Genomic DNA, 20,278 nt, shown 5'->3' with positions numbered 1-20,278 from the left:
TTTGGGAATTGATGCTGTTTTGTTTAAAGATTGTTGTACGTCCCCCTTACATTTGATTGAAGGAACCTATCTTTCCTGATCCCAAAGTTTCCTATATTTCTGCATATACCTATCTAACTCCTTGAAGGCTAAAGGATATTTTTCAGCTCTTTTCTCTAATTCAAACGGAATAATTACTTCTTTTCCTATGTATTTCTCCAATAATTCATCTAAAATAAAGTCTCCCCTATAAAGGCTTTTAACTTCATGTTCTCTTATAAAATTTAAATTAGGATATTTGTTTAGAAAGCCATCAGTGATGATACTTTCGTTGGGATTGCCCATTGTTAAACACACCCATTGTTTTTTTACAAATTTAACCTTGCAAAGGTTTTTCAACCATACACTTAATCTTTTTTTATCCGCTTGAAAAAGAAAGTTATATTTAGAATTTTTCATAAAAACTGTAGCGCAAGGATCATCAAATTCCCGAGTAATATAATTAAAATAACTAGGCTCTAGGGCTGCTGCATAATCGTATATGGAATTGATATTTGCGTTGGTGAGTTCCATAAAGCGGTCCTTTAAATCTAATTCAATATTTCCGTTAAAATCACTTGAACTAAATTGTACAAAAAGTATTTTTACTGTCTCTAATTCTTTAATAAAGTAATTGTAATTCAAAATAAACCCTGTTTTTCCAATCAATATAGTATTTAATAAATTAGATACAGAATAATTAGTTCGCTCTTCCATATTATAGCATTGATTGCCATAGTGGAAATAATCGGTATTTCTATAGGTGAAAGGATCCGGATAACCCAACTTTTGATTGAAATACGTGTATTTGTTGGTTATATTTTGGTTAACCTTAGACGTTAACAGATAAGCAATAAAGTCCTTATATAGGTCTCGTCTAAGTTCTTCTAAAAATGGTAATTCGTTAGTTAATTGGTCTCTGCTTAATGATAATGGTAAGAAACCATTGTTGTCAAAAACAGAAATTCTTAAATTAGAATCATTTATTAAACCAATGTCAGAAACATTCGCAAAAGGAATGACGATCCCATTGCAGATAAACTTCCAGGCGCAAAAATTCCTGCTATTGGTCCATAGTATTTTATTATATCCTTGAAAGTCGATAGCGTTCCATTGTATGGGAAGTTCATCCAATAAATCAGGATTAAAGTTCTTGTAAGATTCAATCTTTTCTTCTAGATAAGAGCATTCTATTTTAGGACGAGATAGCGTATACCATTGATGCCATATAACACCACTGTTATGATTGCCATATTTATCTTTGGTTCCATCAGGGCCAAGCGCCGTCAGAATATTTTTATCAAGTTTTATTTTAATCGTAGTACCTATTGGGAGATCGTCCTTTTTGGTGATATTAATTTGATCTGTGTTAATATTCGCCGTAAAAATAAAGCCACCTAGGCTTTTATAATTTTTAGTTTCAACAGTAATTTCTTTACCTATTAAAAATGCAGCCAACACCCCAACACCAAATCTCCCACTTCTTCTAACTTTTACCTTACCAAATTCGTCAACGAAATCTTTTTGCCAATCGGCGCTTTTTCTAAATGAAGAACCCGCACTTAAAAAATAATTTTTTATTGTGTCAACATTCATCCCGATGCCATTATCTATTATGCAAAAGAAAAAATCATCAATTTCTTTAACTATAGCAATTTTAACTATCGGTTCATAGGAGTTGTTTAACCTATCCTTTTCAACTAGATCCCGTTCGTTGCATGCATCGACGGCATTTTGCAACAACTCTCTTACACCGTATTTTGGATCGTTCCCATACAATGGAGAAATTAATAATTTAACTATTTCATCGTTCGCTTTAAAAGCAAAGCTATCCGCAACATAGTTTTGCCTTTCAATAAAACTTTCTTCATTTAGATTTGAAGTTATTCTTCGATATTTGAATTCAAGTTTTTCAGCCGCTTTTCCATAAAGTTCCCCAAGTACCGCCCAAGAGATATCAAACTCGTACTGTACGTCTGATAAAAGTTTTTTTAGCTTTAAGTACATTCTGCTATCTTTGGGAGAAGCATAAACGTAAATTCTTTCAGGATCTTCTTGATATTTATCGTCGATCGAGTCGACGGAGAGGTGGGCTCCATGTTCTAATTCCGAAATTGGACTTGCAAATGTTTTTAATTTCAGAAGTGTTTCCGACGTCCTATTTCTGTCAATTTGTAGATAGTCAGCGGTTCTTAATATTACCATCAGGTACGCTGCGTGTACACTTAAGGGGTAGCGTTTCGCATTTTTTCCGTAATAATGTTCTATATTATCGACGCACTTTCTTAAATCAACGCCGTGACTTCTCGCTATTAAGCCAATCAAATATTTTTCTTTCAAATCAAGATTATCGGCAAACTTTATAAACCCCCGGCCAGGAAATCCATTAAGAGCTATTTCGTGAGCTAATCTTGCATGATTTTTTCTTAAAAATTCACCTATAAGAATTTTATCATTGTTGTTTATATTTCCTGGTTGGCTTAAAGGAGGATCTCTAATAACAATGTTCTCATCTCCGAAGACGCTTTTCAATTGTTTACCACTATATTTTTTCGCTTCACTTAAAAAATCATTCCACGAGTCCTTCCATGTTACTTTGTCTATTTCATTAACAATAACGCTATCAAATTGGCCACCTAAAAGAACGTTAAATCCATCCAGGTTCAAATGCATACCAATGTCATGCAATATTACCGATAACAGGTAAAAGCCTATATCCTTACTATTCAAAACTTCATCAAAGGTCTTATCCACAATTAAATTGTCGGACGAGGCCATAACATTCTCTATATGCGATATTCCATGGTCGGTGTATTCTTCGAAGAAATAAAGTTTATTATCTCTTAAAATATCACCGAATGCCGAAAGCGTAGATTTAACTATTCCTTCTAAATATTGGTTCTCATTAAGTTTTTTCTCGAATCTTGCGGGAATTTTAATATTTGCCATTTGTAACCTAGGTTCGGTAATAACTTCTAATGTACTAAAAATCTCACAAATAAATATATGTAAAATGCGGTACCCCGCCGCCTGCTGTCCATAGTTTAGTACCTACGGACTACTATGCCTGGAGACTCTGTCTCCATTAACATATAATGGTACTTAATTGTCCTCCTTAGCGATTACTTTCCCGAATAACCCGGGACAGGCTGTTTCCTAACACGCTGGCAGTTATAATATCCAGTATTACAATAATTTATTTAATAAAAATGGCTAAATTCGTTTAATCAGTTGTAACTGTTTAACCGACCATATCACAACCATGTATGTTTCATTTTTTCTCTGACCCAAACAACGCCTATTTAACTTTTGTCATTCTGCTTTTCAGTAATCTGTTGTTGCTATTCCCCGCCTTAATTTTGTTAAAGCAACATTTCGCGAAAAAGAAAGACTCGAATAACAATCTTTCCTTGGAAGTCCGGCAATTGCAAAATAATCGAACGATCATTATCATCCTTAGCGGATTTCTTTTGATTATGGCATTGTTTCAAGCGCGATATATCCGGTCAGCGATTCTTAAAATAAATGACTTGAATGTCAGTTTGGAGCAAGGCGATGGAGCAGCGAAGAATTACAGGTCCATTCGCGACAGAAAAAAAATATTTGGCAATGAAACTGGAAAGTTTTTTCTCATTGATTTGGAAGAAACTAAATATCATCAAATCCTTACGTTTAAAGGTGGCTGGTATACTTTTGATGACGATGACCGGAACTACCAAGCCGCTATAGGGGAACTGGCAAAAAACATCAGTGCATACGATGGCTTTTATACCTACCGGATATTTATTCGCGGAAAGGCTGACAGCGTTGCGGATAAGACATTTCATGGAATATACGACCCTGCCTACCATTTTGACACTTGTCATTATTTTAAGGATATTTCACCAGGTCAAACCGGTACCAGATTTGATATCAAACCAATCCTTCTTTCTTTCCCCAGAGGAATTCACAACAGTAACCTTCCGGCTTTGAGAAGTGCCTTCTTCGCTTCGCAGCTGCGAACCTCCGGATCGAATTTTCAAAACATTTACCTTCTGGAAGGCAAAGTGGAGCAAATTCGCGACCCTCAGCAACGAAATATTATCATGTTGCTTTATGTGGAAGATGGACCTTTGTCTATTTTTAAAGGTGCTGATATCAAAGAATCCTTAATATTCCTGCTTTTGTTTCTGTTTTTTATGTATGTTATTATACGGCAATTGCGTGAAAATCGAAAGATATTGGACAGGGTTAACAAAAGGCGATTGCTCCTTCTTCGGCGTCAGGAGCTGCTCAGTAATGTGGCAAAATAAACTGCACTTTATGAGTTTCTTCTGCTGTCCGTAGAAACTACGGACTACTATGCCTGGAGACGCTGTCTCCAGTAAGTTTTATCGTCAGACACGATGCCATGGCTTAAAGCGCAAAGGCTACTCGTGACCCTCGACCCAAAAGCTTATCGCAACCAATCAGTCGGCTGCAAGGTCCCATCGACATAAAGGTACTTGATTGTCCTACGTAGAGATTGCTTCGTTCCTCGCAACGACGGGTTGGAGAGCAGTAACTACAAATCAACCATCACGTCGCTTTTTACATTCAAAATCCCATCTCCTATAACAACAACGCCTTTTTTTGCGCGTTTGCCCACGGCCCCCAGTTTTTCATCAGCTGTTTAAGGGTTTCGGTTAGCTCTTTGCCGGTAACCACCTTGCCTTTTTTTGGCATCACCATGGCTTTCGGCTCGGGGACCATGTCGGTCACTTTAGTTGCGAACCAGGTAACGTTTTCGTGCGGAAGAGCAACGCCAAGTATCATGCCAGGCAGGCCGCTAAATGATTCCGGCCCGCCGGATACGGGGATCTGTATGGCATAAAATGCCACCACGTAAATACTGTCAAGCACCAGCGCATTTGCCCGGCGGCAGGTATAGCCGGCAATTTCCCGGGTTTCATCAGTGATTTTCCAGCTAATTTTGCGGGCGGTATCTCTCACCATAAAAAGCTCCTCGTAAACCGTTTTCTGGGTGGCGGTGGTTTTAGTATCCAGGTCGGTATAAATAATATTTGGTTGTCCCGACATGGCCATATCACTAAAAAACATATCGTTGGTTTCAGTAGGTACGATGGGCCGGTACAGCGTCTTATTATCGGTAAAGCTGAGCGTGCTTTTTACCTTTTTAAACTGCGGCTGTGTTTTTTTGTACGACTCAAGTATGGGCGTAAAAAATGCTTCATTCTCGGGCGTTATTTGCTTTTGGATCATGGCGAACATGTTAATGTTCTTTTCAAACTCGATGGTGCCATGTACGGTAAAGTGCTCGTTTTGCGCAAAAAGCATGCTGCTGCACAATACAAGGAAAGCTATAGTTGTGATGATCTTGTTTTTCATGTCTGCTTATTTTTTTACGGCGGCTCCGCCCATGCTGCTAAAATCCCAGGTTACGGTAAACATAAGATACCGTTTTATGGTAGTATAAGTGGTTTGGTTTATAAAGTTTCCCTGCACGTTCCGGTCAAAGCCTTTGTTTTGGTTCAGCAGGTCGTTAACCGCTAACGACAGCTTTAAATTATCTTCTTTAAAAAACGTTTTGTTTAAAGATGCATTTACCAGGGTGCGGTTAAAGTCGGTTGCAAAGGTTTGTGTTTTTGCCCTGAACTGGTAGTCGGCATCCGAACTAACCTGGAATTTGGCCGGCAGGTAAACGGTAAACCCACCGTTGGCATTAAATCCCCTGCCATTGTTATTTACATCCGGCTGTAACGACGAGCCGCTGAAGGTATAGTTTGGCCCAAAGCTAAAGTTGAAGTCGAACTTTTTCTGTATGTATTCATTGGCACGTAAACTTACGCCAACAGTGTTTGATTTGGTATGATTTAGGGCGCCGTTCGATAGGTTGTAGCCCTCATTGCCATTAACATTGCCGCTGAAGCCAAGGTAAAAATCACTGTTCCCCATTTTACGGCTCACATTGGCATCCAAATAGAAATTCGACGGCGATTTTGTATTAAGGTTTACATATTGAATAGTGCTTTTGCCCACAGCGTCGGTTACCTGGTTGCTAACGATAGGGTTAGTGGTGAAGGAATAATAACCATACATAAAAAACGACATCCCGCTTAAAACCTTGTACGAATTAAAATCGGCAGAGATGTTGTGGTTAAAAGATGGCTTAAGTCCCTGGTTACCAATAATGATAAGCAGCGGGTTGGTATTCACCGCTACCGGCTGTATCTGGTCGATAGTAGGCTGGGTAGGGCTGCCGCGGTAGCTAAAGCTAAAATATTTTTGCTGCGATGGCCTGTATTGAAACCTGAATTGCGGGTCCCAGTTTACAAAATGCCGTTTAAACTCGTTGCCGCTAACCTGGTCAACCTGGTTAAAGCTTACATCAGTTACCTTGCTGCCGAAGTTAACGGTGATCTTACCTTTTTTGAAATTATAAAAAGCCCCCACCTGGTTCGATAGCTGTTTCAGCTTAAAGTTGTTGCTCAATGAATCCACTAGCAGGTTGTAATTCGCCGGGGCCGAGGCGTTGTACGATTCCCTGTCTGATGTCCCATTGTCAACGCCCAGCCCATAGTTAACAATTAACGAGGATGCTTTCGATAATGGCTCGGTATAGGTAAAGTTTGCGTTTAATATGCTGCTTTTTATTTTATTGGTTTTATATTGATCGATGTGCTGCAGGCTGTCAAGAGCGCCCTGCGCGTTAAAGAAATGCGCATCGGATTTTAAAAAACCTTTCGAATCGGCATTGCTGTACGCTTCACTTATCAGCGCCGAAATGGTGCGGCCTTTCTTTTTAAACTTTTTGGTATAAAGCGCGCTGGCATTAAACAGCTGGGTGTGGGCGTTGTTGCTGGTATTGCTGTAATTATCGTTCAGTGCCGAACCATCTTCGCGGGTAGTTTTCGTGATACCGTTATTGTCGGTTTTATTATTTTTTAATGTACCGTCAACCATTATTTTTAAGTTGGCTGTGGTATCCAGTTTTACCTGGTAAGTGCCATCCAGCTTTTGCCGGAAAATAAAGTTATCATATGCCTGGTTCGCATCGGTGTTTTGAATACCTGTAGTAAGGCTGTTTTGCTGCAGGCTATTGTTGGTGCCTTTTACCTCTAACGAGCCGGCTTTGTAATTGAGGTTTATAGTTGCTTTATCTTTATCAAATTTGCTGTCATAATGCAGGCCGCCCGTTCGTGCGAGCGGGATACCCTGGCCGTTGTACTGGCCGTTCCAGCCGCCAATTTCATCGTCGCCGCCGCCGGTAAACATCAGCCCGCCGTCGTCCATCACTTCCAGGTTCGAGTTTCCGTATTTTTGGCTATCGCGCCAACCGAGGCCGGTTTTACCGGTATTCGAAACTATGGCATACGCCGAGATCTTCTCTTTAGCCTTAAATTTATTAAATAAAGCCTGGCCCGAGTAATAGCCATCGGTTCCTACGCCACCTTCCACTTTACCAAAATATCCGTTTTTCTTGTCTGCCTTTAACTGTATGTTCAGGGTCTTTGTTTTCTTGCCGTCGTCAATGCCGGTAAATGCGGCCTGGTCGCTTGTTTTATCAAACAGCTGCACCTTGTCAACCATATCGGCCCTAAGGTTTTTTGTTACCAGGGTGGGGTCGTCGCCAAAAAACTCTTCGCCATCAACAAGTACCTTACTAACAGTTTGCCCCTGGGCAGTAATTTTACCATCCTTGTCCACCGTTATGCCCGGGAACTGTTTTAACAGGTCCTCAACCTTCGCGTTCGGCTGCACCTTAAAGGCCTTTGCATCAAATTCGGTAGTGTCGCCCTTCATTTTCATAGCAGAACGGCTGGCTTTGATGATCACGTCCTGCAGCAGCTTTGCCTTAAGCACCATACTAATGTGCCCGAAGTTGTGCGTTGTTTTTGCAGAATCGAGGCTAAACTGTTCGACGTAATCGGCATAGCCGGGGTAGCTTACAAGCAAGATCAGCTTACCCTTTTTTAAGCCGGTGAGTGAAAAAGCGCCGGCGGCATCTGCCCGGGTATAATTAACAAGTGTTGAATCTTTGGCGTTTAAAACACTTATGGAAGTGTTTACCAATTTGGAGTTCGACGATGTGTCAGAAACCGATCCTTTAACGGAATAAGGGTTTTGCGCAAGGGCCGAAAATGTCGATAAAAAACAGGCTGTTAATAGTAAAATTGTGAGTTTCATGTGTCAGGCTTACCGCACTAAAATACAACTAAAGTTTTAGTGCTGAAAAGAATTAACATTAATTAACATTAATTATTGTGTCGATAATGCAATTAGATTGCAATTTGCTTATTGTCAGTGGATTAATTATTGCTTGACATTTTGGACTACTATTAGTTTACCGCATATTTTTTGGGTTTCCCGTCAGCAGATAAGCTTCGGGCGAAATCCGACAACGGCGTAGTGCTCTTGAGCACCTTGAAAATACAAACAACTTGCGAAAAAACGCTGCCGGCCCTGCGCGCCGGGCATAGAAAATCAGCCGGTTAAACCCATACGCCGGACTTTATTTATTTGCCAATGTAACTTTCTGTACTTTTTGCGACCAATAGGATAGTGTCAGTCAATTTGAAATCAAGTTTTGCAGAGCAGCTTCGGGAGCACCAGGGAATAATTTACCAGGTGGTCCGGCTCTATGCCTATACGGCGGAGAACCGGCAGGACTTGTTCCAGGAGATTGTACTGCAGCTCTGGCAAGCTTTTCCCCGGTTCCGGCAGGAATCGCGGCTCTCAACCTGGATTTACCGGATCGCGCTCAATACAGCTATTTCGGGTTTACGTAAGGAAAAACGGGAGGTGCTGGTATTTATGCCTGACCTGGGCGCATTTGACCGCCCCGAAAATAATGAAGGTGCCGAACAGGAAAGTCAGCTGCGCCAGCTTTATGCTGCAATCCGGGAACTGAACGAGGTGGACAAGGCGCTGGTAATGCTATACCTGGAGGATAAGAGTTATGAAGAAATGGAAGAGATCCTGGGCCTTAGCCAGGGCAGCTTGCGTGTGCGGGTTAAACGGATAAAGGATAGATTAAGGCAGTTAACAAAAAAGGAAGCCTGATGGAACTGGATGAGTTGAAAAGCGCCTGGGAAAGGCAAAAGGAAAATACAAAGGCGGCCAATTTTGAATTGATGCCGCCGCTGCAGCAGCGAAGCCTGGGGCCGGTGGCGGCCCTGCAGCGAAATTTCCGGAAAAAGTTCCTGGTGCTGCTGATGGTTAGTACTTCTTTGGGCATACAGAATATTTTCCAGTTCGGTAACGATGTGCTGATGTGGGTTTTTATTATTTGCTGCTACGCTATCGCCGCCTATTACTGGCACCGGTTGTCACTATTGAATGAGCTGCAAACGCTTCACCGCCCGGTAAGGGCACACTTTGAGGCGTTGGTAGGGGTGCTCGAAAAGGGCATCCGCTGGCATGCTGCTGCTTTGCAGGCTATGGCGCTGCTCTTTGTAATCTTACTGGAAATTCATCCGGAACCATTGTTTGCAGATTGGTACCAGCAACCGGTGGCACTGCGGATTATTTGCTACGGCGTGTTTTTGGTAGCCATCTACCTGCTAAAGCAATTCAGCCTCGAACGCAGCTTTAGCCAGCACATTAACCACATAAAACAGGTTTTAGCCCAATTCTCATGAAAAAATATTTACTGCTCTTTTTTGTTTACCCGCTAACAGCAAATGCGCAAAGCACCGACAGTGTCCGGCATCTTTTAGATACGGTTATGTCCATTGTGCATAAAGAAGCGCTGCACCGCAATGAGGTTAACTGGGACAGCCTGGAAAAAGAAGTTTACCGGAAAGAACTGGCGCCCGCTGTCCGGTTGTTATTTACGGGGTTAAAAGATGGACATGGCGGACTGATTTATAAAGGTGTGCGCTACGGGATGGCCTGGCAGGCACCAGCAATCAGCCCGGCAATGATGGCGCAGCTGCGTGCACAGGGGCCGCCGAAACTAAAGGTCAGTGTACTTGCAGATGCTTACGGTTATATTTTGATACCACCGTTTAATGGGGGGAGCCAGGCGGACAATGACCGCTTTGCACAGGACATCCGGGATTCCATCTGCAAACTGGGCCCCTTAAAGCTCAAAGGCTGGATAATAGACCTTCGTATGGATTTGGGTGGTAATATGTGGCCCATGCTGGCAGGTTTGGGCCCGCTGATAGGCGACGGCAAGGTAGGTTCGTTTGTGCAATCGCAAAACTGGTATATCAAAAATGGGGACGCCTACCTGGATGATAACCGGTTGGCGTCCGCCAGATCGCTTTGCAAGATTAGGCCAAACAGTAAAATTGCGGTGCTGATTGGCCCGCTGACCCAAAGTGCCGGCGAGGCAGTCGCCATCTCCCTGGCTGGAAGACAAAAGACGCGGTCCTTTGGCGGGCCGACCGGCGGTTATGTTACAGCTAATCTCACGCACGTGTTGTATAATGCTACGTTAATGGTGGCTGCTTTTTGGGAAGCAGATCGCAATGGGCACACCTACATGGAAAGACTTCAGCCGGACGTTCCGGTTGATGCTGAACGGATCATTCCTACCGCACTGCGATGGCTGCAAAATGTGCCATAAATTTCCCCATCCTGGCGCGACGTGTGCCAAGGTGACCTAAAGCGCAACAGCGACTCGTGACCTGGACCAAAAAGCTTGTGGCAACCAATCAGCTGGCTGCAGGTTCGCTTCAACCTTAAGTTCCTCGATTGTACTCCGCAGAGATTGATGTCCCGAAAAACCCGGGACAGGCTGTTCCTCGCAACGACGGGTTTTAGCGACCCCATCCACACCTCAAAAACGCGAAGCCTCACCAATTCAGGCATTTCGCTTGAATGATAAAAATTTAAACGGTAACTAATAACTAACCATCACCTCGCTTTTTCCAACGGTAAGGAAAAGTAAAATACCGACCCTGTGCCGACTTCGCTCTCGACCCAGATTTTGCCGTGATGCCGTTTGATAATTTCGGCGCACAGGTAAAGCCCGATACCAAAGCCCGAAATATGGCCCTGGGTTTCCGAACGGAAATACCGGTCGAATACGTGCGGCAGGTCGGCTTGCTTTATACCGGAACCCTGGTCGCTTACCGCAACTGTTACCTGTTTTTCATCAGTTAAACAACTCACACGGATCTCAGTGCCCGGTTTGGAATATTTAACCGCGTTGCTGATAAAATTATTGAGCACCTGGCCTATTTTTTCAAAGTCGCCATTTATCCGCGCCAGGGCGGTGCAATTAAAAATGATGGCGTGCGAGGTATTCATTGGGGCGGTTTCTGCCTCTATCTCGGCAAAAAGATCGCGGAGTTCGAACGCCGTTTTATTAATAGGTATCTGGCCCGACTCCAGCCGTGAAACATTCAGGAAGCCATTGATCATGGCCGTCATTTTTTTAACCTGTTTCAACGATTGTCCGAGTGAATTCTGCGTAGCCACGTCGGTTGAATTTTTATATTTGGCCTGCATTACCTGCAGGTAGGCGTTCAGCGAGGTAAGTGGTGTTTTCAGCTCATGGCTTACCATCCCGATAAAATCACTTTTGCGCTGGTCTTCCTCTTTCATCCGCTGGATATCGGTAGTGGAGCCCACCCACATGGTGATCTCGCCTTTCTCGTTTAGTATAGGCGAGGCGATGTTCAGGTGCCAGCGGTAGTTACCATTAGTATCCTTAAACCGTATTTCGCTTTCAAGCGGTCTGCCTTTAGCGGCAGCTTCGGCCAGCTGTTCCTGGAAAACAGGTACCTCGTCAGGATGCATCATAGCATAATAGCCGAAATTACGCAGATCTTCGAAACCCATACCTGTGTAATCCAGCCATTGTTTATTAAAAAAGGTAACCTCGCCGTTAGGAAGCGCATTACTGATCTTGGCGGGCACTAGGTCCGCCAGGTGGCGGAAATGTTTTTCACTCTCCTCAATTTTTTGCGCAGCCAAATGCTGTTCGGTAATATCCATCAACACGCCTGTAAAGGCCGAAAAAGCTCCGGACGGATCGGCCTTCAGATTGCCAATGGCGCGCAGCCACCGCAGCCGGTTGTCGTGCAGCCCCACTACAGGGTAAGTTACATCATAATCGCCGTTCTGATAAATGGCCTTTTCGAGCTTATCGGTTACAAAGCCCCGGTATTCTTCAGTGATCTGCGCCAGTGCCTGTTCAATAGACATATCCTCATCAGGATAATAACCGAACAACTCTTTCGACCGGCTATTGGTAATGAATTCGCGCGTTACGGAGTGGATGAACCAGGTACCGAAATTAGCCGCCTCTATAGCCAGGCGCAGTGCCGCTTCGCCTTCCGCTATCTTTTGCCGGGCCTCCAGCAATTGCTGGTTTACAAAAGCCAGTTCTTCATTGGTGGCGCTCAGCTCTTCGTTCGAGGCGGCTTGTTCTTCATTAGTTACAGCCAGCTCTTCATTAATAGACTGCAGCTCTTCTGAGGTTTGTGCCAGGGCCTCTTCCATTTGCTTTCGCTCGGTAACATCACGGGTGGTACCAGCCACGGCCTCCACCTCCCCGTCGTCGTTAAGCACAGGTATTAAAATATAATCGTATATACGCTTGCCCAATGTTGCGTGCGGAAAAGACACTTCGCCCCGAACGGGTAGCTTTGTTGCCCGTACCTGGTCTATTTCACGTTCGTGCATCGCGGCGTGCCATTCTTCATAACCGTTTTCGCGCAGGCCTTTACCTATTGCTGTCTCCCAGGTTTTTCCCCACATGGCAAGCAGAGCGCTGTTTACATAGGTAAAGCGGTAATCCAGGTCCCATACATACATCAGGTCGGGCGTGCCTGAGGTGATGGTTTCGTAAACTCTTTTTTGCTGGTCGGCCTGCTCCCTTGCTTCCCGCAACGCATTTTCTATACGCTTACGTTCGGTAATATCACCTGCAACACCGAACCATTCTGTGATTTCGCCGCCGGCGTCGAGGATAGGGACGGCCCGCGAGAACGTCCATCCCACCGAGCCATCTGTACGCCAAACCCTATGCTCCAACTGAAATATCTTTTTTTCACGGATGGCTTCGTTGATGGTCGCGTTTACCATTGCCAGGTCATCCGGGTGAATATTCTGTGTGCGCCATCCCGTTACCGGCTCCTTCGTATCCGTTAAAAAGCCGCGTCCGTCCAGTTCCCGCATCACTTCCCAATCCGCGCTCATGCTGTATATCACATCAGATGTGGCCGTAACCAACGCCCTTAGTCGTTCTTCGCTGGCGGTAATGGCCCGGCGTTCGTTTACCTGGCTGGTGTTTTCGAGTACCCATACCGCCAGTTTGGCTACTTTACCTTGAGCGTCCTTCACCGGCGCGTAAACAAACGTCACAAAGATCGTTTCCTCTCGGTCGTGACGGATAAGCATTAACTCCACCTCATCGGCATAATAGGCTATGCCGGTACGCGCTACTTCGTTAAGGGCGGTTTCGTAATATGGGCGGACTTCGGCGAAAGCTTCCCAGTACCATTTGCCAATAATGGCCTCTCTAGGCTTTCCCGCAATTTCCAGGAATTTATGATTAAGTAATTCGGCTTTAAAAGTAGCCGCATCAAGTATACAGATGCCTATCGGGGCACTCTGTACAATCAAATTTAACTGCTCGTTGTCCTGTAATTGCATATCGTTTTTCCAAAACCGAAAAATACGAATTTTTGTTTTCAAGGAAGATGAAAAACGCCTGGATTTATTTCACACCATGAAGTTAATCCGCGGCGGCGGCTTCATGCGACAGCCTATGCGGAGACGGGCACCGATTTCCTTCCCGAAATCGGGAGCAGCTGTTCCTCGCAAAGACGGTTCGGGAGGGTTCATCCGCACATCAAAAACGCGAAGCCTCAACGCAGTTAATCCGCACATCCGCACATCAATTTTCCCATTTTACGCCGAAATCCGACCCCCATACTATGCATGCATAAAAAACATACCGTATACCGTTTTGAACTTTGGTATAAATTGTAGAATATATTGTATCTTTGATTTGAATTAATACAATGCATTGTATTGTAAAATACTATAAATACCAAATTAAATACTAATTGAAATTTTTCCTTTAATCGCTTGCTATTCCTTTGGGCTATATCTACCTTGGAAATATCAAATTGTGTTACCAGCACAAACCTTAATTACGATAACATTTTTTATAAAATTTAACCGGCAACGGCGTTTAAAATATGAGTGCGACAGAACTAAACAAGTATAGCAAAACCTTCACCCAGGACCCTACCCAACCGGCAGCGCAGGCCATGCTTTACGGCATCGGCTTAACCGACGAGGACATGCAAAAAGCGCAGGTGGGCGTGGCCAGTATGGGTTACGACGGCAATACCTGTAACATGCACCTGAACGATCTTGCCAAAATAGTTAAACAAGGCATCTGGGCCGAAGATTTGGTGGGCCTTATATTCCATACCATTGGCGTAAGCGATGGCATGAGCAACGGCACCGAAGGCATGCGCTACTCGCTGGTAAGCCGCGATGTAATTGCCGACTCGATTGAAGCCGTAACCGGCGCTCAATATTACGACGGCCTGATCACCCTGCCGGGCTGCGACAAAAACATGCCGGGCTCCATTATGGCCATGGGCAGGTTAAACCGCCCGTCGATAATGGTATATGGCGGTACCATAAAACCCGGTCATTGGAAAGGCGAGGACCTGAACATTGTTTCGGCGTTTGAGGCTTTGGGTCAAAAAATGGCCGGCACCATCAGTCCTGAGGATTTTATGGGCGTTATAAAAAATGCTTGTCCAAGTGCAGGCGCCTGCGGTGGTATCTATACCGCCAACACTATGGCTGCCGCTATTGAGGCATTGGGCATGAGCCTGCCTTACTCGTCATCAAACCCGGCATTAAGCGACGAGAAAAAAGCGGAATGCCTTGCAGCAGGCAAAGCCATTAAAATATTACTGGAAAAAGATATCAAGCCAAGCGATATCATGACCCGCGAAGCGTTTGAAAATGCCATGGTGGTAATTATGGTGCTGGGCGGCAGCACCAACGCCGTTTTGCACATGATAGCCATGGCTAAAAGCGTTGGCGTTAGAGTTACGCAGGACGATTTCCAGGCGGTAAGCAACCGCATACCTGTACTGGCCGACATGAAGCCAAGCGGCAAATACATGATGGAGGATCTCCACAACATTGGCGGCGTGCCTGCGGTAATGAAATATTGCCTGGCACAAGGCTGGCTGCATGGCGATTGCTTAACCGTTACCGGTAAAACCATTGCCGAAAACATGGCCGATGTACCTGAAATTGAATTTGAAACTCAAAAAATAATATGGCCGGTTGAAAAGCCGATAAAGGCCACCGGGCACTTACAGATACTTTACGGCAATATTGCCGAAGGTGGCAGCGTAGCCAAGATAAGCGGTAAAGAGGGCACTCATTTTGAAGGCCCGGCCCGCGTTTTCGACGGCGAATTTGAACTGATAGCCGGCATACAAAGCGGTCGAGTCAAAAAAGGTGATGTGGTGGTTATCCGCAACGTAGGCCCTAAAGGCGCACCCGGTATGCCCGAAATGCTTAAGCCAACATCAGCCATTTTCGGCGCAGGTTTAGGCAGCTCGGTAGCACTGATTACCGACGGTCGTTTTAGCGGCGGAACACACGGTTTTGTGGTAGGCCACATCACCCCCGAAGCTTTTGACGGCGGTGCCATAGCCTTAATAAAAGACGAGGATAAAATTATTATTGATGCGACTACCAACAAGATCAATGTAATTTTATCAGACGAAGAAATGGCAGCCCGCAAGGCAGCCTGGGTTCAGCCAAAGTTAAAAGTTACCAAAGGCTTACTATACAGGTACGCCAAAACCGTCACCACAGCCGCCGAAGGTTGTGTTACGGATGAGATGCCATAAGGGAGGTGAAAACCCAAAGGCGAAAGGTTAGAATTTTAATAAATCCGAATTCGAAAATCCGAATTCCGAAATAAATAAAAGATATGGAAGTTGCACAGGAAACATTAACCGCACCGGAACAAAAGGCAGCCATTGAGCTAACAGGCTCGCAGGCTTTGCTTGATGCTTTGATTATTGAAGGTGTTGATACAATTTTCGGGTATCCGGGTGGCGCAATTATGCCCATCTATGATGCTTTATACGATTATAGCGATAAATTAAACCACATATTGGTGCGCCACGAGCAGGGCGGTATTCATGCCGGCCAGGGCTATGCGCGTACATCGGGCAAAGTGGGCGTGGTGTTTGCCACCAGTGGTCCCGGCGCTACAAACCTTGTTACCGGTTTGGCCGATGCACAGATAGACAGCACACCTTTGGTATGCATTACCGGCCAGGTGTTTGCGCACTTGTTAGGTACCGATGCTTTCCAGGAAACAGATGTGATCAACATTACCACACCGGTTACCAAATGGAACTACCAGGTAACTGATGCAAACGAAATCCCGGAAGCTATTGCCAAGGCATTTTATATTGCCAGGACCGGCAGGCCCGGCCCGGTATTGATCGACATTACCAAAAACGCGCAGATACAAAAATTCGAATACAAAGGCTACACCCCTTGCGACCATATCCGCAGTTATCGCCCAAAACCAATTGTTAGGCCGCAATACATAAAAGAGGCGGCCGAACTGATTAACAGCGCAAAAAAACCATTCATTATCTGGGGACAGGGCGTAATATTAGGCAGCGCCGAGCAGGAGTTTAAAGCATTTGTGGAAAAAAGCGGCATCCCGGCAGCATGGACAATCCTTGGTGCAGGCGCTATCCCAACCGGTCACCCACTTAACGTGGGTATGCTGGGCATGCACGGCAATTATGGCCCGAATGTGTTGACCAACGAGTGCGATGTATTAATAGCCATCGGCATGCGCTTTGATGACCGTGTAACCGGTCGCCTTGATAAATATGCCAAACAGGCAAAGGTTGTCCACCTGGATATTGATCCTGCCGAAATCGACAAAAACGTAAAATCGACCGTGCCAGTTTGGGGCGATTGCAAGGAAACCCTGCCAATGCTTACCGCTTTGGTTAATCATAACGATCATACCGAATGGGTGAAGTTGTTTAATGAATACACCCAAAAAGAATACGACGCGGTTATCCATACCGAGCTAAACCCAACATCGCCGCAAATGACGATGGGCGAAGTAATCAAACAGTTAAACGAGCTGACCAAAGGTGATGCAGTAATAGTTACCGACGTAGGTCAGCACCAGATGGTGGCCTGCCGTTACGCAACGTTGAACAAAACCCGCAGCAACATTACCAGCGGCGGCCTTGGTACCATGGGCTTTGCATTGCCCGCAGCCATTGGCGCCAAATTCGGTGCACAGGAGCGTGATGTTATTGCTATCATCGGCGACGGCGGTTTCCAGATGACTTTGCAGGAACTGGGCACCATTATGCAAACCGGTGTTGATGTAAAAATCATCATCCTTAACAACAAATTCCTGGGCATGGTACGCCAGTGGCAGGAGCTGTTTAACTCGAAACGTTACTCGTTTGTAGATATCCAAAGCCCGGATTTTGTGGCAGTGGCCGCGGCATACGGCATCGCCGGCAAAATGATCGACGACCGCAAGGATCTGCCATCAGCATTAAAACAAATGATGGAAAACAAAGGCTCATTCCTGTTGGAGGTAATGGTAACCAAGGAGAACAACGTGTTCCCGATGGTGCCACAGGGCTGCAGTGTTGCTGAAATTAGGTTGAAATAGAAGGCTGGGACGCCTCACCCAACCCTCTCCAAAGGAGAGGGCTAAAAAAGAGCGATGTTCAAGTCCTCTCCTTTGGAGAGGATTTAGGTGAGGCTACGACAAGCCAATTAAAAACAAAAACAAAATGGAAAACCAAATAGACAGGCAGGAATATAACATCACGGTTTATACTGAAAACCAGATTGGTCTTTTAAACCGGATAGCGATAATATTTACCCGCCGCAAAATAAATATCGACAGCTTGAATACCTCTCCGTCGGAAATTGAGAGCATTCACCGTTTTAATATAGTGATCACCGAGTCGGAAGATGTGGTGCGCAAGCTTTGCCGCCAGATTGAAAAACAGGTGGAAGTGTTAAAGGTATACTACCACACCAACGAAGATGTGATCTGGCAGGAACTGGCACTATACAAAGTGTCAACCGATGTAATTGCCGAAAAGGTGAGCGTTGAACGTTTGCTGCGCGAGAACGGCGCCCGCGTAGTAACCCTGCGCAAAGACTACACCGTGTTTGAAACCACCGGCCACCGCGAAGAAACGGACAATCTCATCAGCATTTTACAGCCTTACGGACTGATTGAGTTTGTGCGCAGCGCCCGCGTAGCCATCATCAAAGACAGCGAAGGCTTCAACGCCAAAATCCGCGAGTTTGAACGGCTGGAACCAGGCGAAGAAGTGATAGAGAACGAATATTTAAATAAAGGGGAAAAAGTGTTTACGATGTGAGCCCCCCGGCCCCCTGAAGGGGTAGTAGGAAAATGAAATTAAAAAAGATAATTAATTCCCCCCTTTAGGGGGGTAGGGGGCTCAGATGTTAGAAGAGATCAGACAAAAATACCCATCAGCTTACAACGCTATAAAAGTTGCTACGGAAGCAAGTGGTTTTACCATGCCATCAGAAGTATTGACTTGTTCACTGCTTAAAACACTGGCGGCATCGAAACCGGGTGGTAAGTTTTTGGAATTGGGGACAGGTACAGGATTGTCAACAACATGGATTCTGGACGGCATGGACAGCAAATCAACATTGATATCTATCGATAACGATGAAACGCTGCTCAGCATAGCCAAAGAAAACCTTGGGGTTGATAAAAGGCTGCAACTGATCTGCACCGACGGTGGCGATTGGATAAAACAAAATGCTGCCCAAAAGTTCAGCTTTGTTTTTGCCGATACCTGGCCGGGCAAATATTTGTTGCTGGATGAAGTGCTGAACATGGTTGAAACCGGCGGGTTTTACATTATTGACGACATGCTGCCCCAGGCAAACTGGCCCACCGGCCACGCCGAAAAAGCAACCGACTTAATAACTTATTTAGATGGCCGCGAGGATATCATTCTAACAAAAATGGGCTGGGCAACAGGGATAGTGATCATTACAAAAAAATAAACGACGTAGAGACGCAATACTTTGCGTCTCGGAACGAGGAATAAAAAATTATAAACTAAAATATAAAACAACCAAGCATCGGTGCAATCAATCAAAAAATCGGTGTAATCATTAAATCAAATACGATGGCAAAATTAAATTTCGGCGGTACTGAAGAAAACGTAGTTACCCGCGAAGAGTTCCCTTTATCAAAGGCACAGGAAGTATTAAAAGACGAAGTTGTAGCAGTAATAGGCTATGGCGTTCAAGGTCCTGGCCAGGCGCTTAACCAAAAAGACAATGGCATAAACGTTATTGTTGGTCAGCGTAAAGGCACAAAAACATGGGATAAAGCTGTAAGCGATGGCTTTGTACCCGGCGAAACACTTTTTGAAATTGAAGAAGCCCTTGAAAAAGGCACAATTATTTGTTACCTGTTGAGCGATGCTGCGCAGATTGCAGTATGGCCAACCGTTAAAAAACACTTAACTCCCGGTAAAGCCCTGTATTTTTCGCACGGTTTTGGCATCACTTTTAAAGAGCAAACCGGCATCGTTCCCCCTGCTGATGTGGACGTATTTTTGGTTGCCCCTAAAGGTTCGGGTACCTCATTGCGCCGTATGTTTTTACAAGGCCGTGGCTTAAACTCAAGTTACGCCATTTTCCAGGATGCAACCGGTAAAGCAAAAGATCGCGTAATTGCATTAGGTATTGCTGTAGGCAGCGGTTACCTTTTTGAAACCGACTTTAAGAAAGAAGTATTCAGCGACTTAACCGGCGAACGCGGTACCTTAATGGGTTGCGTACAGGGCATTTTCGCAGCACAATACGAAGTGTTACGCAAAAACGGCCACTCGCCATCAGAAGCCTTTAACGAAACTGTTGAAGAATTGACCCAATCGTTAATGCCATTGGTTGCTGAAAACGGTATGGACTGGATGTACGCCAACTGCTCGACCACTGCACAGCGCGGCGCGTTAGATTGGTGGAAGAAATTCCGTGACGCTACCCAGCCGGTATTTGAAGAATTATACAAAAGCGTGGCAACAGGTGTTGAGTCGCAAAAATCAATCGACAGCAACAGCAAACCTGACTACCGCGAAAAACTGGATGCCGAATTAAAAGAACTGCGCGAAAGCGAAATGTGGCAAGCCGGCAAAACCGTACGGAGTTTACGCCCTGAGAACCAGGTTGTAGAAGCGTAATTGTCGGAATCAGAATTTACAGAATTTTA

At 44.9% G+C, this 20,278-nt stretch carries 13 protein-coding genes; 9 read left to right on the top strand and 4 right to left on the bottom strand.

The genetic code is table 11. From position 1 onward, the window contains the following. Positions 1 to 66 precede the first annotated feature (66 nt). Positions 67 to 2,967 carry an ATP-binding protein gene (locus Q0R52_RS24410; RefSeq protein WP_295799873.1) on the bottom strand — a complete coding sequence of 967 codons (2,901 nt, stop codon included), beginning with the start codon at positions 2,965 to 2,967 and terminating at the stop codon, positions 67 to 69. Positions 2,968 to 3,284: 317 nt separating this feature from the next. Between Q0R52_RS24410 and Q0R52_RS24405 the strand changes: the two genes are divergently transcribed. After that, positions 3,285 to 4,310, top strand: coding sequence for a hypothetical protein (locus tag Q0R52_RS24405; protein WP_295799871.1), 1,026 nt, complete (start codon positions 3,285 to 3,287; stop codon positions 4,308 to 4,310). A gap of 298 nt (positions 4,311 to 4,608) precedes the next feature. On the opposite strand, the gene Q0R52_RS24400 is transcribed toward Q0R52_RS24405, so the two are convergent. Both Q0R52_RS24400 and Q0R52_RS24395 read right to left on the bottom strand, forming a co-directional pair. Beyond that, entirely contained in the window at positions 4,609 to 5,385 is a 777-nt protein-coding gene (locus tag Q0R52_RS24400) for a GLPGLI family protein (RefSeq protein WP_295799868.1), read from the bottom strand. Positions 5,386 to 5,391: 6 nt separating this feature from the next. Beyond that, the gene (locus Q0R52_RS24395) at positions 5,392 to 8,184 is read right to left on the bottom strand and encodes a TonB-dependent receptor (protein WP_295799865.1); all 2,793 of its coding nucleotides are present in this window, start codon (positions 8,182 to 8,184) and stop codon (positions 5,392 to 5,394) included. Between the two features lie 387 nt (positions 8,185 to 8,571). On the opposite strand from Q0R52_RS24395, the gene Q0R52_RS24390 reads away from it, so the two are divergent. From Q0R52_RS24390 to Q0R52_RS24380, 3 genes are read left to right on the top strand one after another with little or no spacing between them, the layout of a single operon-like run. Further along, positions 8,572 to 9,060 carry a sigma-70 family RNA polymerase sigma factor gene (locus Q0R52_RS24390; protein WP_295799863.1) on the top strand — a complete coding sequence of 163 codons (489 nt, stop codon included), beginning with the start codon at positions 8,572 to 8,574 and terminating at the stop codon, positions 9,058 to 9,060. Continuing rightward, complete coding sequence (locus Q0R52_RS24385; protein ID WP_295799860.1) at positions 9,060 to 9,638, top strand: hypothetical protein; 579 nt, start codon at positions 9,060 to 9,062, stop codon at positions 9,636 to 9,638. Before Q0R52_RS24390 ends, Q0R52_RS24385 begins: the two co-directional genes overlap by 1 nt. Further along, a complete protein-coding gene (locus tag Q0R52_RS24380; protein WP_295799857.1) occupies positions 9,635 to 10,573 on the top strand; it encodes a S41 family peptidase in 939 nt (312 codons plus the stop codon). The genes Q0R52_RS24385 and Q0R52_RS24380 overlap by 4 nt, the downstream gene beginning before the upstream one ends. A 290-nt stretch (positions 10,574 to 10,863) precedes the next feature. Here Q0R52_RS24380 and Q0R52_RS24375 read toward each other — a convergent pair whose 3' ends face one another. Beyond that, the gene (locus Q0R52_RS24375; protein ID WP_295799853.1) at positions 10,864 to 13,611 is read right to left on the bottom strand and encodes a PAS domain S-box protein; all 2,748 of its coding nucleotides are present in this window, start codon (positions 13,609 to 13,611) and stop codon (positions 10,864 to 10,866) included. Between the two features lie 551 nt (positions 13,612 to 14,162). On the opposite strand from Q0R52_RS24375, the gene ilvD reads away from it, so the two are divergent. The 5 genes from ilvD to ilvC all read left to right on the top strand — a co-directional run bounded on the left by ilvD (position 14,163) and on the right by ilvC (position 20,249). After that, a complete protein-coding gene (gene ilvD / locus Q0R52_RS24370) occupies positions 14,163 to 15,854 on the top strand; it encodes a dihydroxy-acid dehydratase (RefSeq protein ID WP_295799850.1) in 1,692 nt (563 codons plus the stop codon). An 83-nt stretch (positions 15,855 to 15,937) separates the two neighbouring features. After that, the gene (gene ilvB / locus Q0R52_RS24365) at positions 15,938 to 17,674 is read left to right on the top strand and encodes a biosynthetic-type acetolactate synthase large subunit (protein WP_295799847.1); all 1,737 of its coding nucleotides are present in this window, start codon (positions 15,938 to 15,940) and stop codon (positions 17,672 to 17,674) included. 124 nt (positions 17,675 to 17,798) lie between these two features. Beyond that, on the top strand, positions 17,799 to 18,401 hold the full coding sequence (gene ilvN / locus Q0R52_RS24360; RefSeq protein ID WP_295799845.1) for an acetolactate synthase small subunit: 603 nt from the start codon (positions 17,799 to 17,801) through the stop codon (positions 18,399 to 18,401). Between the two features lie 163 nt (positions 18,402 to 18,564). Then, positions 18,565 to 19,065: a class I SAM-dependent methyltransferase gene (locus Q0R52_RS24355; protein WP_295799841.1), complete on the top strand. Its 501-nt coding sequence runs from the start codon at positions 18,565 to 18,567 to the stop codon at positions 19,063 to 19,065. 125 nt (positions 19,066 to 19,190) lie between these two features. Beyond that, complete coding sequence (gene ilvC / locus Q0R52_RS24350) at positions 19,191 to 20,249, top strand: ketol-acid reductoisomerase (RefSeq protein ID WP_252790046.1); 1,059 nt, start codon at positions 19,191 to 19,193, stop codon at positions 20,247 to 20,249. Positions 20,250 to 20,278 lie beyond the last annotated feature (29 nt).

The sequence above is a fragment of the Mucilaginibacter sp. genome (assembly GCF_025359345.1).
GTDB lineage: Bacteria > Bacteroidota > Bacteroidia > Sphingobacteriales > Sphingobacteriaceae > Mucilaginibacter.
This window is presented reverse-complemented; position numbering and strand designations above follow the sequence as displayed.